Annotated in this window: 13 protein-coding genes; 6 read left to right on the forward strand and 7 right to left on the reverse strand. The window is 53.4% G+C overall.

Annotated elements, in window-relative coordinates; genetic code table 11:
- Positions 1–96 precede the first annotated feature (96 nt).
- Together FUA23_RS07945 and FUA23_RS07950 are read right to left on the reverse strand one after the other, a co-directional pair.
- A complete protein-coding gene (locus FUA23_RS07945; RefSeq protein ID WP_147930197.1) occupies positions 97–477 on the reverse strand; it encodes a hypothetical protein in 381 nt (126 codons plus the stop codon).
- A gap of 174 nt (positions 478–651) precedes the next feature.
- Positions 652–1,044, reverse strand: a complete 393-nt coding sequence (locus tag FUA23_RS07950; protein ID WP_147930198.1) for a lipoprotein — start codon at positions 1,042–1,044, stop codon at positions 652–654.
- Positions 1,045–1,177: 133 nt separating this feature from the next.
- On the opposite strand from FUA23_RS07950, the gene FUA23_RS07955 reads away from it, so the two are divergent.
- From FUA23_RS07955 to FUA23_RS07970, 4 genes are all read left to right on the forward strand, one after another.
- Complete coding sequence (locus FUA23_RS07955; protein WP_147930199.1) at positions 1,178–2,077, forward strand: DnaJ C-terminal domain-containing protein; 900 nt, start codon at positions 1,178–1,180, stop codon at positions 2,075–2,077.
- A gap of 23 nt (positions 2,078–2,100) precedes the next feature.
- A complete protein-coding gene (locus FUA23_RS07960; RefSeq protein ID WP_147930200.1) occupies positions 2,101–2,370 on the forward strand; it encodes a chaperone modulator CbpM in 270 nt (89 codons plus the stop codon).
- A gap of 88 nt (positions 2,371–2,458) precedes the next feature.
- Positions 2,459–3,274, forward strand: a complete 816-nt coding sequence (locus FUA23_RS07965) for a DUF3050 domain-containing protein (protein WP_147930201.1) — start codon at positions 2,459–2,461, stop codon at positions 3,272–3,274.
- A 108-nt stretch (positions 3,275–3,382) separates the two neighbouring features.
- On the forward strand, positions 3,383–3,895 hold the full coding sequence (locus tag FUA23_RS07970; protein ID WP_147930202.1) for a GNAT family N-acetyltransferase: 513 nt from the start codon (positions 3,383–3,385) through the stop codon (positions 3,893–3,895).
- 48 nt (positions 3,896–3,943) lie between these two features.
- Here the strand turns inward: FUA23_RS07970 and FUA23_RS07975 are convergent, their stop codons facing one another.
- On the reverse strand, positions 3,944–4,798 hold the full coding sequence (locus tag FUA23_RS07975) for a hypothetical protein (RefSeq protein WP_147930203.1): 855 nt from the start codon (positions 4,796–4,798) through the stop codon (positions 3,944–3,946).
- Positions 4,799–5,001: 203 nt separating this feature from the next.
- Here FUA23_RS07975 and FUA23_RS07980 point away from each other — a divergent pair, with 203 nt between their 5' ends.
- A complete protein-coding gene (locus FUA23_RS07980; RefSeq protein WP_147930204.1) occupies positions 5,002–6,627 on the forward strand; it encodes a M28 family metallopeptidase in 1,626 nt (541 codons plus the stop codon).
- A 184-nt stretch (positions 6,628–6,811) separates the two neighbouring features.
- Here the strand turns inward: FUA23_RS07980 and FUA23_RS07985 are convergent, their stop codons facing one another.
- Entirely contained in the window at positions 6,812–7,963 is a 1,152-nt protein-coding gene (locus FUA23_RS07985) for a S1C family serine protease (protein WP_246144082.1), read from the reverse strand.
- Positions 7,964–8,288: 325 nt separating this feature from the next.
- On the opposite strand from FUA23_RS07985, the gene FUA23_RS07990 reads away from it, so the two are divergent.
- The gene (locus FUA23_RS07990; protein WP_147930206.1) at positions 8,289–9,485 is read left to right on the forward strand and encodes a M50 family metallopeptidase; all 1,197 of its coding nucleotides are present in this window, start codon (positions 8,289–8,291) and stop codon (positions 9,483–9,485) included.
- Between the two features lie 371 nt (positions 9,486–9,856).
- Here the strand turns inward: FUA23_RS07990 and FUA23_RS07995 are convergent, their stop codons facing one another.
- The 3 genes from FUA23_RS07995 to FUA23_RS08005 form a co-directional block, all read right to left on the reverse strand.
- The gene (locus FUA23_RS07995) at positions 9,857–13,168 is read right to left on the reverse strand and encodes an efflux RND transporter permease subunit (protein ID WP_262713697.1); all 3,312 of its coding nucleotides are present in this window, start codon (positions 13,166–13,168) and stop codon (positions 9,857–9,859) included.
- A 23-nt stretch (positions 13,169–13,191) separates the two neighbouring features.
- The gene (locus tag FUA23_RS08000) at positions 13,192–14,037 is read right to left on the reverse strand and encodes a TolB-like 6-bladed beta-propeller domain-containing protein (RefSeq protein ID WP_187270933.1); all 846 of its coding nucleotides are present in this window, start codon (positions 14,035–14,037) and stop codon (positions 13,192–13,194) included.
- A gap of 360 nt (positions 14,038–14,397) precedes the next feature.
- Entirely contained in the window at positions 14,398–15,522 is a 1,125-nt protein-coding gene (locus tag FUA23_RS08005; protein WP_147930209.1) for a DUF4221 family protein, read from the reverse strand.
- Between the last annotated feature and the right edge of the window lie 814 nt (positions 15,523–16,336).

The raw sequence follows: 16,336 nt of genomic DNA on the forward strand, positions 1-16,336 counted from the left end.
AAGCTATACTACGGCCCGGGCCACCTGGGGACAATCAGCGCGAAGCCAGGACGAATAAGGCGAAGGTAGGCTGCCTTTGATCAAAATCTGCATTCCTTACTCTACCCTTACCTCAAAACAGAAATCCTCGGGGTTGAGGCGCCCTCCGCATTCTGGCTTATTGTAGACTTCGCCCAGAGAGATAGTGTAGTTTCCGTAGGTGGCAACGCCGGTTTGCCAGCCAAGAGTGTCAGGTCCGCGGTTCGCACCTTCAGCCTGAACGATTACTTCCAGGTTTCCGGCCCAGATACAGATCACACCGCAGGGGCAATAATTATCGTTTACTTCGATGACGCGTAGCGCAGTGCCGTCCGGGAGGGGGACAAGATCATTGAGGTGGACTCCTTCGGCACAGGTACTGTTGATCTCCATTACATCCGTTTTACAAGCAGAGCAAAGAAAGAGCAAAGAGAAGATCAGGTAAGTCAGGAATTTCATAGTGTTGGCTGTATCTGAAGATAACGAAACTGTTCGAGCTTGCTCGGGTTTTGCCATCTGGATGATTGCTGACAAAGTGTTAAGCCCGAACAAGCTCTTAGTGCCGGCTCTGGCGGAAGCGATGTTTTTGGGCGCGAGCGCAGGTGCAAACCAATAGTTGTTGAAGCAAGGCCCTTATTCCCAGATGAACTCAGCACAGTAATCGGACTGTGTGAGTTCCAAATAGTCACAGACCTCACGGTGGGTAACTGAGCGCAAACGCAGATTAAAACCATTGTAAGTAAGGGTTGAGTCAGGCGCGGTGCTGTCTCCTACCCCAATCAGCAAGGTATCACTGGTAGGAGACAGCAGCCGTATTCCGACACCTCCGGCAACGAGGCAGGGCGTAAGGCAGGGGCAGCGATTGTCCTGGTAGATGGCATCGATGGTGAGGCCTTCCGAACCATCGGGCAGCAGGATGGTGTCCCCGACCTGATCGGAGATGCAGGTAAAGGCGCTCATGTCGTCATCATCCTGGCAGGAGGTTAGTGCGAAGACGAAGCAGGCGAAGACAAAAAACTGTTTCATAAAAAGGAATTTCGGGTTTACGACACGTTAGTCGTAAATCCATCCATTGGTGTTGGTATTCCTGGCATTATAAATCAATTTTAAGGAATGAAGAACTGAACCGGCCGGCATTGATGGTTGTAATATTTACAGTATGGCAAACTTCATAGACTACTACAAAACTTTGGGCATAGACAAATCTGCTGATGCAAAGGCCATTAAAAAAGCCTTCCGCAAACTTGCCCGCAAATACCATCCGGATGTTAACCCGGGGGATAAAGTTGCTGAACGTAAGTTCAAGGAAATCAATGAGGCTAATGAGGTACTCTCCGACCCCGAAAAGCGTAAGAAGTACGACAAGTACGGCAAAGACTGGGAACACGCCGAAGCCTACGAGCGGGCCGGTGGCCGGGCGGGAGGTAATCCGTTCGGCGGAGGAGGCTACACTTACACTTCCGGCGGAGCCGGAGGGGCAGATTTCTCCGATTTCTTCAGCCAGATGTTTGGCGGCGCCGGAGGCGGCGCTTCCTTCGGAGGCCGGCAGCGGCGGACTTCCTTCAAGGGCCAGGACATCGAGGCTTCCCTCACCGTCAACTTCACCGACATCCTGGAAGACAATAAGCAGGTTATCACCGTTGGTGACAAGCAACTGCGCGTAACCATCCCTGCGGGGGTAGACGACGGGCAAACGCTTCGTTTGCGTGGCCAGGGAAGCCCCGGCCAGGGTGGAGGACCGGCCGGAGACCTGTACATCACCTTCAGGGTAACCACCCCGCCGGAGTACGACCGTAAGGGAGCCGACCTCTACAAAACGCAGGACGTTCCGCTCGCGACGATGGTTCTCGGTGGCAAGGTGATGGTACAGACGCCCACCGGCGCTGTGAATGTCCCCATCCCAGAACTGAGCCAAAACGGCAAACGCATCCGCCTGAAGGGTAAGGGACTACCAAAATACAAAGCATCCGGCAGCGGCGATCTTTACCTCGACCTCCTGGCCCAGCTGCCCACATCGTTGACCAACGAGCAACGCGAACTTTTTAAAAAATTGAAATAAATCCTCGCCTAACGCATCGATCCATGTCTGTTTCTTACATCACCATCCAGCAATTCTGTACTTTTCATCAGTGCGACACCCTCGTTATTGAAGAATTCCTCGACCATGGCATCTGCGAAGCAGACAGCAGCAACGAAGTTGTTGTAATTCCTACCCCCCAGGTTCCCCGCCTGGAACGAGCCCTCCGGCTATACGCCGACCTGGGAGTTAATGCTGCAGGCATCGATATCATCCTGAACCTGTTGGACAGGCTGGAAGAAGAGCGGAAGCCTTCGGTAGTCGAAGATTTCTGATCGGCTTCTGTCTTAAAAATGTAAAATCAAACGGTCGTACCAATCATTGAGCAGCCGGTTGGGTTATTCTTTAAAATCTGCTACACTGATGGAAAGCCCCCAGAACATCCACCTCGACCGTATCGAAGCAAGCACTGCATCTCTTCGCGAACAGTTACGGCAACACCCCCTGTACGAAGAGTTGAACGGCATCGAAGACCTCCGCGTTTTCTCGACCTATCACGTTTTTGCAGTGTGGGATTTCATGTCGTTGCTCAAATCTTTGCAATCTTGCCTGACTACCACTACCCTACCCTGGCGGCCGGCCGCTAACCCGGCACTTGCCCGGTTTATCAACGAGATCGTTTGGGGCGAAGAATCCGACGTAAACGAAAAGGGAGAACCTACCAGCCATTTCGAGATGTACCTCGAAGCGATGCGCGAAGTAGGGGCACCCACCGAAAAAATCGAGCACTTCCTTTCTGAGTTGAAAGGCGTTGCCGACATTGATCGGGCAGCCTGGGCCAGCGGAGTCTACCCAGCCGTTCGGGACTTCCTCAACTTTACCTTCGGTCTCATCCGTGAAGGGAAAGACCACAAAATTGCGGCGGCCTTTACTTTCGGCCGTGAAGACCTGATCCCAGATCTTTTCCTTGCTATTCTCGGTAAAACGAAAGGCAGGGAAAGCAGCCCCAAGTACCCTAAATTCCTCTACTACATCGAACGGCACATTGAAGTGGACGGCGATGAGCACGGCCCGCTGAGCCTCATGATGGTGGAAGAACTCTGTGGCCAGGACGAGCAAAAATGGGCCGAAGCGGAAAAAGTCGCGAAAGATGCGCTGAAGGCGCGCATTGCGCTGTGGAACGGGATCGCCAGTGCTATTCGTGAGGCCCAGGTTGCTGAACCAGCTACCGCGGAGTAAATTTGTTCGGCAGCCTTTAATCTGCTGTTCTTCTGCCTTCAGGCTGAAGGACACTCAAACTGGCAACCTGAAGGTTGCTAAATAGCAGCCTGAAGACTGCCGAACAATATGGATATCCCTCACCCCACCCAACGCCTCCGTCTTCGCCCCGTCACGCCCGAAGACGCCCCTTTCATCCTTGAGTTGCTCACCAGTAAAAGCTGGCTGGAGAACATCGGAGACCGGGGCGTACACACCCTCGACGATGCGCGCGGGTACATCACGGAGAAACTCCTTCCGGCTTATAATACACCAGGTTGCGGCCCGATGCTCTGCACCCTGAAAAGCGACGGTACCATCATCGGAAACACCGGAGTGTATAGGCGCCCCGGACTCGACACGCCGGATTTCGGCTTCGCTTTCCTGGAAGCCTACCACGGCCAGGGCTTTGCTCACGAAGCATCGATCTCTAACATGGCCTATGCCGTTGCGCACGGGCACAAGGAGCTGTTGGCCATCACGCTGCCAACGAATGAGCCGAGCCTTTCTTTACTCAGCAAACTCGGTTTTGAACGGGAGCGGGAGTTGATTCAGTTACCGGGGGATGATGAGGAGTTGGTGTTGTTGCGGTGGGAGGTCTAAATGGTCGAGGAGTTCCATTTATCTTGACATGTGAGACAGGAAACTACCTCAAGGAGATACCAAACAAATTTCTCCATCCACGACAGTCAATTCAACCAGGAGATACTCTTGCAGCCGAGCATCGGTGAGCGATTGTTTCAAATAGAACTCATGCAGTACAGCCTTTACCCTTTCGGTATTCAAAGAGGTGGAATTGTCGATGATCATCACCTTACGCTTTTTGAACGGGATACTATTTTTAGTTGGGATTAAGGCCGAGAGGTGTGGATTTCGGCAATTCGTAGAACGTTCGGAGGAAACAGGGGCAAAAGCCTTGTTAAGCTCCTTCGCGAGCTTACCTAATATTCTGTTTTCAGCGTCCTGTGTAGACTTCCAACTTCTTTGAGAAGCGAAGAATCCATTTGAACCTACCCCACAGTAGCCCAAACAATTGATTACAGGAAATCGATTATGCTTAGCGGTATCTGCGGTGACTTCAAATTGAACAGGTTCTGGAACAAAGAGCTTTAAAACAGACTCCGGACCTCCTATCTGAACCGGACGAGACTTCAGGGTATCTTCGAACAAATAGCGTCCGTCGTTCATCCCAATTGTCAACACCCGTTCATGCTGGCGCACATACCGGGAAGTGAACCCCGCGTTGAGTGACTGGCGAAGCGTACGAAACACCAGCACTTCAATCAAACTATCCTGTACCGTATAAAGTCCTTGCCAGGTCGTACGATTCAGGTCAACTACCTGGTTAAACGAAATTACCCCATCACCCAACGCGTAGGAAACGTAAGGATTAAAGATGCTATTCTCTTTTGACGTTGATTCGTATGTCCCCGTAAATGGTGTAGGAACCGTAGGATTAACCAGATAGGACAATATGAAAAAGGTGGCTATTATGATGAGCTTCATAGTCGTACTTTTCACACAATTTAGAGCATCATCAGGCGCGGCCGCGGGTGCAATGTGTCAGTTACGGGCTTGAGTTTGTGAGCTGACAAGTCGCCTCCGTAAGCGGAGAGCCTAAGTTCTTCCAGAGAGCATACGTTCGCTTTCAGCCCATTGTCGCTAAGCCACTTCGCCTTTATTTGTAACTTGGTTTCAAATACACCACCATGCCAAGGCTACTTTTACTCTGCTCCTTCATCCTCACCCTTGCATCCTGCGGCCGCGCCCCCGAAAACGCTGGCGACGAAAAGGGGCCACTGATTGACTCCGCGACCATCGACCGCCACCTGGCCGAACTGGCCTCCGATAAATACGGCGGTCGCCTCCCCTTCAGCGAAGGCGAAGCCCTGACGCTGGACTACCTCGAAACTGAGCTCAAAGCCCTCGGCCTCGCAGCCGGCAACGGCAGTAGCTACCGCCAGGAAGTGCCAATGGTGGAAATAACCGGTAAGCCGACGCCCGTCGTGATTGGCCTGGGCCGGAACGAAAAAATGAACTGGAACCAGCAAAAAGAAATCGTCACCTACTCCGAACGCCCGGTCGAAGCCGTCTCGGTCGGTAATTCAGAAATGGTCTTCGCCGGCTTCGGCATCGTAGCACCAGAGTACGGCTGGAACGATTATGAAGGGCTCGACGTGAAGGGCAAAACCGTCGTTGTGATGGTCAACGATCCTGGCTACTATACCGAAGACGAGACGATGTTCAAGGGCAAGGAGATGACTTACTACGGCCGGTGGACCTACAAATTTGAGGAAGCCGCCCGCCAGGGAGCCGAAGCCTGCCTCATCATCCACGAGCCCGGCGCGGCGGGCTACCCCTGGTTCGTCGTCCAGAGCTCGTGGTCCGGCACCCGCCTGACGCTGGAAGACGACGGCAGCCCCAAGCTAGCCATTGCGGGCTGGATCGCGCTCGACGCCGCCAAGAAACTCTTCACCATCACCGATGCCGACCGAACCGGCTGGTTCGCCGACGCCGCCAGCAAAGACTTCGAGCCCGTACCACTGAAGACCACCTTCACGAACACGGTCAATAACGACCTCCGCTTCGACAAATCCTACAACATCATCGCAACCCTGCCCGGTAGCGAACGCCCGGACGAATATGTAGCCTACACCGCCCATTGGGACCACATCGGCGTTGGCCCCGCAGTGGATGGCGACTCGATCTACAATGGCGCACTCGACAATGCCTCCGGCACCGCTCAATTGCTCTCCATCGCCGAAGCCTACTCTAAACTGGAAACCCCTCCCGCCCGCTCCATCGTCTTTCTCTTCGTCACCGCCGAGGAGCAAGGTCTATGGGGCAGTGATTACTACGTTCGTAATCCGGTCTACCCGCTCGACAAGACGGTCGCCAACATCAACATCGACGGCATCAACCCCATCGGCGAAGCAAAAGACCTCACCATCACCGGACTCGGCCACAGCGAAATGGACGACCTGGCCACCACCGTCGCTGAAGAGCAAGGGCGCTACGTTCAATCTGATCCTGAGCCAGAAAAAGGCTACTTCTACCGGTCAGACCACTTCAACTTCGCCAAGGGAGGAGTCCCCGCGCTCTACGCTGCCGGCGGCTACGAGCACGCCACGAAAGGCAAGGAATACGCCCAGGAACAGCGCGACGGCTTCGTCGCAAAACGCTACCACCAGCCTGCGGATGAGTACAACTCAGGCGACTGGCCACTGGGTGGCGCGGTACAGGACGGGGAGTTACTTTATCAGGTTGGCCTACGCCTGGCTAACGGAGAGATGTGGCCGAAGTGGAAAGAGAGTTCTGAGTTTAAGCGGGATTAACCCGCGGCCGCAGGGAGGGCTGGAACTCGCCAGTCGAATTCTCTTTGGCCTGAATACCTTAAGCCAAACTTTCTCCGGGCTGTACAGATCGAAGCCTAATCGTAAAACACCATAATTGTTAAAGTAAAAAAGTTCGCCTGGCGAGTTCGGTAGGGTTGACGCCCAACTCGACTGGCGAGTTGAGCTACTCCACCGAGCTTCCAAGCTCCACTTCTACTTCGATTCTCCGCTCGTCACGAACCAGGTTGAGCGTCACCCGTTCGCCGGGTTCGAAGTTTTCCATTTCGAGGAAATAATCAGTGCTCGTTTTAATGGCTTTGCCGTTGATGCCCACCAGCACATCGCCCAACACCCAGTTGCCACGGGCGTCCTGGCTCAGGCCGCGGACACCGCGGCTCCCCGCCGGCCCCTGCGGAACAACCTCTTCAATGGCTAATCCTGTCCCGCGCCAGTAGCGGTAGAAGTCGACCCCCAAGCTGGCACGGCGCACTTCGCCGTAGCGAATCAGGTCGGGTACAACGTAGCGGACCACATCGACGGGGATACTGAAACCAATTCCTGCCGATGCACCAGACGGGCTGTAGATAGCGGTGTTCACACCGATGAGCATTCCCCGGCTATCGAGCAGCGGGCCGCCGGAGTTACCAGGGTTAATCGCTGCATCCGACTGAATCACTCCCCGAATCGGGACATTTGCCTGGCTATTGATCTCGCGATCGAGGGCGGAGACGACACCGGTCGTCAGCGTCTGGTCGAGGCCGAAGGGGTTACCGATGGCGTATACCGCCTGGCCTACGCGGATGTCTTGCGAGGTGCCGACGGGGATGGGCTCCAGGGCACCGGCGGGCGCTTCGATGCGCAGTACCGCGAGGTCTTTCTCTTTAGCGATACCGACAAGTTTAGCGTCGTAATCCTCGCCGTTGGCGAGGGTGACGATTGCACGGCTGGCGTCGCGGATGACGTGATAATTGGTAATGATGTGGCCCTGGTTGTCCCAGACGAAGCCGGAACCAGAGCCGGCGGGTACTTCGCTTACATCACGGGTCCAGAAGCTGCGGCGCTGGGTTTTGGTAGTGATGTAGCAGACCGAAGGAGAGGCGTTTTCGAACAAGCGGATGGTATGCAGTTCGGACGGGGTGTAGGCCAGGGCGTCCTCGGCGGAAATGGAGCCGGCGACCGGGCTGTCAGCACGGCTAACAACTGGTGTTTCGGTGGTCTTCACTGCTATTTCCTCGGGCGCGGCCGCAGGTGCAGAGGAAGTTGGAAAAGCATAGCGACCGGCAGCAAATGCGGCAACGACGATGAGAAGGGAGAAAAGGAAGTTTGTTGCTTTCACGGGGATTTCTGTTAGGGTGTCGATATAACGCTTTTACCTACGGTTTCAGTTTACAGCCGCGTGGTCTGTCAACGCTAAGAGGAATACACAATGGTCTTGGTTGAGGTTCGGTGATTGTTGATTGCCACAGGGGTGCCCGATGAAAGAGTTCCACCTCAAAACGAATACGACGCGCCCTGTTCTTTACACGACTTAAAGTCGCTTCTGCCGACTCTTCATCGCAGACGAAGGTAGCCGGAACCAGAGATAGCGCCGATGGACGAATTTCACCCGGGCAACCATCAAAAATGCATTTTCTCGCATTTGTACAACCAAACCCTTGGCCGTGAACGTTATTCATCCCGTAGCCCGTATCCCCCAACTACTAAAAGCTATTAACGGTATCAATTACTCCTGGCGCATTGGTAAAATCTTCGGTGTACCAACCGATCTGCACTGGACTTTTGTCTTCGTGCCTACTGCCATTTTATACTTTGCGTACACGCCCGGATACGGGATGAACTGGCAGGCCGCAGCCTGGTGGAGTACCATTGCTACCCTGCTTTTCACTTTTATCCTGATCCACGAACTCGGCCACGCGCTGGTGGCGCGCGACCGGGGCGTCAAAGCAGAAAAAATCATTCTTTTCCCACTGGGTGGCGGAGCTTATCTCCCCGAACAGCCCAAACAAATCTGGGCCGAAGTCCTGGTGTACGCCGCTGGCCCCCTGGCCAATATTTTTGTAGCCCTGCTTGCCTGGATCGCGTTGCTGCTGCGGCCCGATGGCGATCTGCTGATTGCTTATTTCCTGCGGCTCTCGGGCAACATTGTTGTTCAGCCCGGGATACTGGACCAGGTACTGGGTATTTCCCTCGGAGTAAATCTGCTGTTGGCCGCGGGCAATTTACTGCCCGCTTACCCGCTCGATGGAGGCCGCATCCTCCGGGCCTTGCTGCGGGCCCCCATCGGGGCCCGGGCGTCAACCATTGTAGTGACTACGTTGGGCTTACTCATCGGTTTGCCGCTGATCTGGCTGGGCGTTGAGCTTGGCGACCCTCTGCTGGCCTGCGGCGCAGTATTCATCATCCTGCTCTCCGGCATGGAATACCGCAACGGCTGGCAACGCCGCCGACTTGCGAAAACCACCTCCGATACGGTACTCCGGGTACCGAAGGATGATCAACTTAGGGTGTACACCAACGAATCGGTAGGAACTGTTCGCCAACGGTTCGATGCTTCACGTTGGCCGGTATTGCCCGTCTTCAACCAGTGGAACGAACAGATCGGCTTCGTAGAAGCGGGCGTATTGAAGGAAGAGGCCAGGTCTGACGAGGAGTCCGTTGCGCCTTACTGCGAAGCTGAGTTTATTACAGCTCCACCGGAAGAAGGCCTGCTTTCAGTCACCGAGCGGATAATTGCGGCCAATGTGTACGGAGCGACCGTTCTCGGTAAGCGAGGAAAGCTGGTTGGCTACGTTTTTACAGAGGACGTGATGGGAGTACTGGATAGCCCGTGGCGGAGGTTTTGGCGACGGCTGAAGTGAGTTGCCTCCGGCAAAAAGGCTTTTATGTGCTTCGTACAAAGTAAAATCTCACTGAGTTGAACGGAGTATCAGGGGCGCAAACCAGATTGTCGCTCTCCCCCTCCCAACATCACTGCGCTGGGGAGAAGCATCGGCGACAATCTGGTTTGCGCCCAGTGCCAAGGTTGATCTTCTACCCCGACTATGCTGAACACTGTAAACCAAATAATTCGCGTAAGCGGACAAGGCGGAACGCCCCACTCCGACAGGCGAGCTTTTTTGCGCAGCATAAACTGATGTCTCACTCAAAGCATTGTTTCCGTTAACTTATCAAGTTCGCTTCCCCGTGCCTAAGGCAAAAAAGAACTCGACTGGCGAGTGGTGCTCAGCCCTTAACCCTTCATTGCACCTGCGTCCGCGCCCGAAAAAAGGCGATAAAGCAGTGGCACCACGTAGAGGCTACCCACCGTCCCCACCAGCAAGCCACCGATCACCGTAACGGCCAGCGGCTGCTGCAACTCCGCTCCGAGGCCGCTCGTGAACAGCACCGGCGCGAGGGCGAGAATGGTAGTGAGCGACGTCATCACGATGGCCCGCAAACGGCGGCGGCTCGCTTCTTTAATGGCCGCGGGCATCGACATTCCTGCCGCCCGGCCCCGCTCGATCATGTCTACTTTGATGATGGCATCGTTCACCACGATGCCACCCGTAACCACCATACCGATGAGGCTGAGCAGGTTGAGGCTTCCGCCGGTAAACCAAAGCGCAAGAAGCGACCCCACCAGGCTGATCGGCACCACCAACAGCACCACCAGCGGCAGTTTTACTCCTTCGAACTGAGCCGCAAGGATGAGGTAAAGCAGCAGTAAGCTGACGAGCAGAACCCCGCCAAGTTCCCCGACGCGAGACTGATCCGTCAGGAAGCGCCCAGCTAGTTGGCTGGTGAATTCGGGAAACTCTCCGGCGATATTTTCGATGCGGGTAATGTCGTCGGTGGTCGGCTCACCGGAGAAGACGAGGCCGAGGTATTCCCCGGCCCTGTCAGCAGTGAGCACGCGGTAGTCGGGATGCTTAGAGATCTTGAGTAACTGGCGCAACGGTATTTCGTTACCGTCCTGATTCGTGACGGTGGCGGCCAGCAGGCGGTCGGCAGACAGATCGTCGGTACCCGCCAGCAATACGGGCAGTGCCCGGTCGTTGGCGCGCAGGCTCGTGACCTCGTTTTCGCTAAAGAGGGTCAGGATCCGGTCACGCAGGCGCGCTGAAGACACCCTGGCCGTTGCCAGAGCCATATAATCGATTTGCAGGGAAACGGCCTCGTTGCGGGCGGGCGGCGCGGGGTTAAAGCCTTCTTCCCGCATACGCTCCAACAGTGGTTGTACGCTGTTCCAACCCGGTGTCTCGCGGTCGCCGGCAGCCCGCAGGCGTAGCTCAACGTAGGGTTCATCGTTGAGGAAGATGCGGTCAAACAGGTTGGAGACGGGGCGCATTGTGAAGGTAGCGACGGGGTATTCTTTGCGCTGTTGCGCCAGCCACTCCCCGGCAAAGTCAGCAGCTGGTGGAGCAGGCAGGAAGAACTGCAATTCTGAAGCGTTGGTAGCCTGGTTCTCTTCGGCAAGCAGGAACTGGTTCTCGCCAATCAGAGCGCTGTTTTCTCCGCCGAAGTTCGCTTGCCAGTCGGCCATCAGGGCGCTGACGCGGGTGCGATGGACGTTGAGGGGCAGTGCTTCGGCCCAGTCGATGTTCAGTTGATAATCTGAGCGGGAAAGCTCCGGAAAACCCTGGGTAGGGAGGGTAGAGAGCGCCAGGTAGCCAAGGGCCAGCCAGGGAAGGAGGAAGAGCAGGTAGAAGGTAGTGGGTAGTTTGTAGTGGGTAGTGCTCCGCTTATTGGAGACATTGGAGGTGGGGATGCTCGCTCCGCTCGTGGCCTCTCCCCCGGTCCCGACTGAATCGAGGGAGACGTTGGAGGCGTTGGAGCGGGACATGAGAACGCTTAGCATGGGGAGAAGGAAGTACGCTACCAATAAAGAAGCCGCCAGGGCCAAGGTGACGGCGATGGCCTGATCGCGAAAGAGCGCTCCGGCGATGCCGCTGAGCAGTACCAAGGGGAGGAAGACGGCGATGGTCGTCAGGGCGCTGGAGATGAGCGGGCGGATGACTTCGTTGGTGGCGGCGGCGGTTGTGTGTACGTTGCCCTCTCCCCCGGCCCCTCTCCTCGGGAGAGGGGAGACGTCGGAGGTGTCGGAATTTCGGGATAGTTCCCGGTAGCTGGCAATATTATCCAGCACGATGATCGAATTGTCGATCATTAGCCCCAGCCCAAGGATGAGCCCGGCGAGGGAGATGACGTTGACGGAGAGGCCAGCGAGATAAAAGCCGAGCACGGCGATTAGCAGGGCGATCGGTACCGCGAGGCCGATGAGCAGCGGCCTCCGCCACTCCCGGAAAAAGGCGAAGAGAACGAGGATGGCGAAGCCCGCGCCGTACAGCAGCCCCCCGGAGAGGTTGTCGATACTCGCGCGGAGGACGGCCGTTTGGTCGTTGTTGAGCCGGAAACGGAGGTCGGGGTATTCGGCTTCGAGGTCGGCGACGAGAGTTTGGAGGTTTTCGCGGAGCTCGAACAGGCGGGCATCGGCGCGCTTGCGGATGGTGAAGATTACGCCGGGGGCGCCGTTGTGGAGGAAAAGCCCTCGGGCGGGTTCGGCTTCGTAGGTGACCGTGGCTAGGTCGGAGAGGGGAACCGTCCGTTCACCGCCAGGGAGTTCAGGAGTGGCGGGAGCACCCACCCTGAGGTAGAGGTTTTCGAGGTCTTCGGCGGTGCGCAGGCTTCCGGTAAATCGGACGGCATATTCGTAGTGGCCATCGGCCAGCAGCAGGCCGCCAAGTTCTACGTTGGCGGCGCGGAGGAGATTGGCAAGGTCGGCTTCCGTTTTGCCCAGGGCGCGTAGCGCTGCTTGCTTCGGCCGGACGACGATGCGGGGCGTTGCCTGACCGGAGAGGTCGGCAAAGGCGACCTCGTCGAGCTGTTCGAGGCGGCGGCGGAGGACGTTTTCGGCCAGGTTGGAGAGGGGGAGGAGGTCGGAGGTGGGAGTTTGGAGTCGGGAGTCGGGAGTCGGGAGTCGGGAGGCAGGTGTTGGAGGTGGGGATGCTCGCTGCGCTCGTTCCCTCTCCCCCGGCCCCTCTCCTGGGGAGAGGGGAGACGGCTCCGGCGCCACACTTCCAACGTCTGCCTCGCCCCCCCTCCCCCTTGGGGAAGGGCCGGGGGTGGGGTTACTCAGGGTCACGCTCAACTGCACCACCGGAATATCACTGACATCAGTAGCCAGCACCCGGGGCCGCTCCACTTCCCGTGGGAGTTGATTCATGGCCTGGTCGATCTTTTCGTTGACTTCGATGAAGGCCAGATCAGGGTCGGTGCCGAAGGGAAAGTCCAGGTAGAGCACGGCGGCTTCCTCACGGGCGCGGGAGCGGATGCCGCTCAGGTTGTTGACCTGGAGGAGGGTGTTGCGCAGGGGGGCGACCACGGCATCTTCCACCGTCCGCGCGGCTGCGTTGGGGTAGCTCACCTGTACGCTGACGCGGGGGATGCCTACCTCGGGGAGCAACGACACCGGTAGCTGGCCTGCGGCCAGCAGGCCGAGAACGATGGCCGCCAAGGTGGTTAGGAGGACGGCTACGGGGCGGTTAAGTAGGTTGGTTAGGATGGGTTAGTAATTTAGGTTTTGGGTTAAAGCTCCGGGGAAGCTTGTAAAATAGCTCCCTCTTCCTGGAAAGCAATGCCGATGAGTTGATCGCCCGCTACCGAAACATCAAAGGTGTATACGGGCGCATCGATGTAACTTCTTTTCAAGAGTTCTCCTTCCCAATTATATACTTGCAACTCCGGCCGAATCGTCTCAGGGTCTTCATTGACGGAAGCGTTGTTTTGATTTAGGTACAGTACATAGATATTATCGTCTGTTGCTACCGGAGCTAGAAAATAAAGGTTTCTCTCCTTTGGGATTTGCGGTGTGGTATACGAACCTACCCGGACCTCTTTCAACAACGCTCCGGTAAAGTCATAAAACCGGATGAGGTTGACGTAAGTGTAAAACACTGCTATCTGGCCCCGCGCTTCATCGGCGACTACTGTGTAGCGGTATTGTGCACTCTTAGCTTCCGGGCTTTCAAAAACCAATCCCTCTTCCGGGTATTCCGCAAATGTTTTTAATACGGTGGAGCTTTTGCTGGAAAAGAGTAAAGACTGGTGGGCATTAAATTCTGTATCCGAATTCATCGCTGTATAAAGGGTATCATTGAGATGTGCCAACCGGTTGATGTTGTCTATCATTCCGGAGAGATCAACTTGCTCCAAGCGCTGAAAGGTGCTGTCTTGTCGGTTGATCTTTACCCGGCGGTAGATGGGATAGTCGAGGTAATTGAGGGTTCCGTTGCGGTTTATTATTGAATTATCATCAATGAAGTCGTGTTGCTCCAGCTCGTTGTTTGCATCGGGATAGGTGAATAGGTACTGATGGCTTGAGCCGTCGAATACCTTGAAAGTGCCTTTGCCTACGCCGTCGTAAAAGACCAAATTGTCGCCGGAGGAAACGACTCGTTGGGGTTGGAAAACCGTTACTGGTAATTTTACTGGTTCCAGCGCTAATGTATCCAGAGGAGCGGCGCTTAAAGCAATTACTTTTACGGCCTCGTTATCGGCGCAGCTAACAAGTAGGAACAGCAGGCTAAGGATGTATAAATTAGGTTTAATGGGGTTGGGTTTTGGTTTAGGCTAAAGGTAAGGATTTGGACTGAATCAAGCGATAGGAGTTTGGATTGTTAACCCTGTGCAAACTCTAATAATGCTTTTGTTCTTGCGACGGATATCGTCGCTAAGCATAACTAGCGCCCTTTTAAACATGCAAATTGTATTAGTAATAAAAAAACAACGAATTTAATTTGGCTCAAATGTAAAACAGTCGTAGGGTAACTTTACAGTCCTTTCACTAATCAGCTTAGTTTCGTTTAGAATGAACATCTTGTCATCGAGCGCAAACATACTCCCTTCGACATAATCTGCACTTAACTTAAGGGTTTTACTTTGCGTAAAATCATTGTTGTAAACAAACACACAAAGTTCTCTTTCATTATTTTCTGGATCAGCAATAATTCCGAATCGAAAATATACATCCTTGCCATATAAATAATAAATGTTACAAAAGTGGTTTGTCTCCCGGTAATATATCCCATCATCACCTCGGCTCGGGTTTCCTTCTGGATCCAAAGCATAAGGAAACTCTTCTATTGGCCCTATTATTTCGTGATAGGTGTTGTGTTTCTTTTTCAGTTTAAATCTAGAATCATATTCAAACACAGCGTGACTGACTGGAAATGACGCTATATACGAGTCGGATTCGCTATTAAAAGTTACTGAAGGCCAGTAAAAATATGGTGTAGTCCCGTAAAACTTACCGTCATAAGCAGGTGCAAAATCAACAACTTGATCATAGCCTTTCAAATCTTTTCTAATCGCTACGAAAGCAAACCCCTTACCTATATCTTCTTTAGTATTCGGATAAATAGGAAAAAGTATATGATTTTTTCCCTCAACAGGTGCATTTCGAAATGCACTTGCAAGCCTAACGTTGCTTACATTTGAAAAATCAACAACTACTTCGACAGCACTAGGCGTGAGTAAAAATATTTTGTTCTGCGAGTTGCTCGAGTACAATATCGAGTCTTTATTCATGTAGTAAACTCCATCAAAAGACGAAATCGATCCAATAGCAAAAGGGCCTTCTTTTTCCAGTTTCCTCTTATTGACAAGTAGTCCAGTTTCAGCTTCGAAAGTGTAGATTTCATCAGAACTTAATGAAGTTAAATAAACATCTCCATTAACATTACTTTTAGAGAACCCGGATATATTTTGATAGTTAAATGTAAAATCTGGCCGCATTGTCATACAACTATTAACAGCAACACTACCATAAAGCTCCTTAACTCCCATATCGTCACCCTTTCCTCTTCCACAGGATATTATTAATACAGACACAAAAAAAGCACACAACTTTTTTAACATTATAATAAAATTTTATTGTTTATATTTAGCATAACACAAAGTACATAACGAAAATGGATAGACCTTTAACACAGATACAAAGGCCCATCCACTAACTTTCTCTTAAGGAAGAGATTTCTCAACCTCTAACTTGGCTTACATTTAGGTGAAGTCGTATTCATTCCATCAACAAGACAGTTTTCATCTGTACCATTGAAACAAAAAATACACCTTCCTGTATTTAGGGAAGAATCTGCACTAACGGAGCAACCTTCACAAACTCCACCGAATCCCCCCCCACCAGGTCCGTTACCCCCGGTAGAATAAGCTGATGGTATAAAGCAAAAAAGGGCTAATACTAGAACACTACAAAACTTAGCAACTATAGCTTTCATAAGCAATAATTTGCACTTGATCTCTCCCTCTCAAGTATCGGGCCACATAAAAAGGCAAGTGAGGCCTGTTGTCAAAACCAAAATTAGGCCCTTATTAAAAGGACTATCCCCAAGTATCCCCAAGTATCCCCAAGTATCCCCAAAATTCGACGGTTTTTAGCTTCCGGCCAATTCTGAACACTTATTTTTACTGTTGCCCTCGATATTCTTTCGGAGCTTTGATTTTAGAGCGTGTTTAAAATTATGAAAATTTAAATATAAAGGCTGTCAGTCGTATCTTGTAAGTCGCTAAACACTACAAATATGACCAAGCAGTGGACTCGGTTGACTGACAGCCAGTGGAACGAAGTTAAAGATTATCTACCAATCAACCGCAAGACAAAACATCAACTCCGGGATGTACTTGACGCCATTCTGTGGCTGGTGCGTACCGGTACTCA

Source organism: Neolewinella aurantiaca (assembly GCF_008014675.1).
GTDB classification, from domain to species: Bacteria; Bacteroidota; Bacteroidia; order Chitinophagales; family Saprospiraceae; genus Neolewinella; species Neolewinella aurantiaca.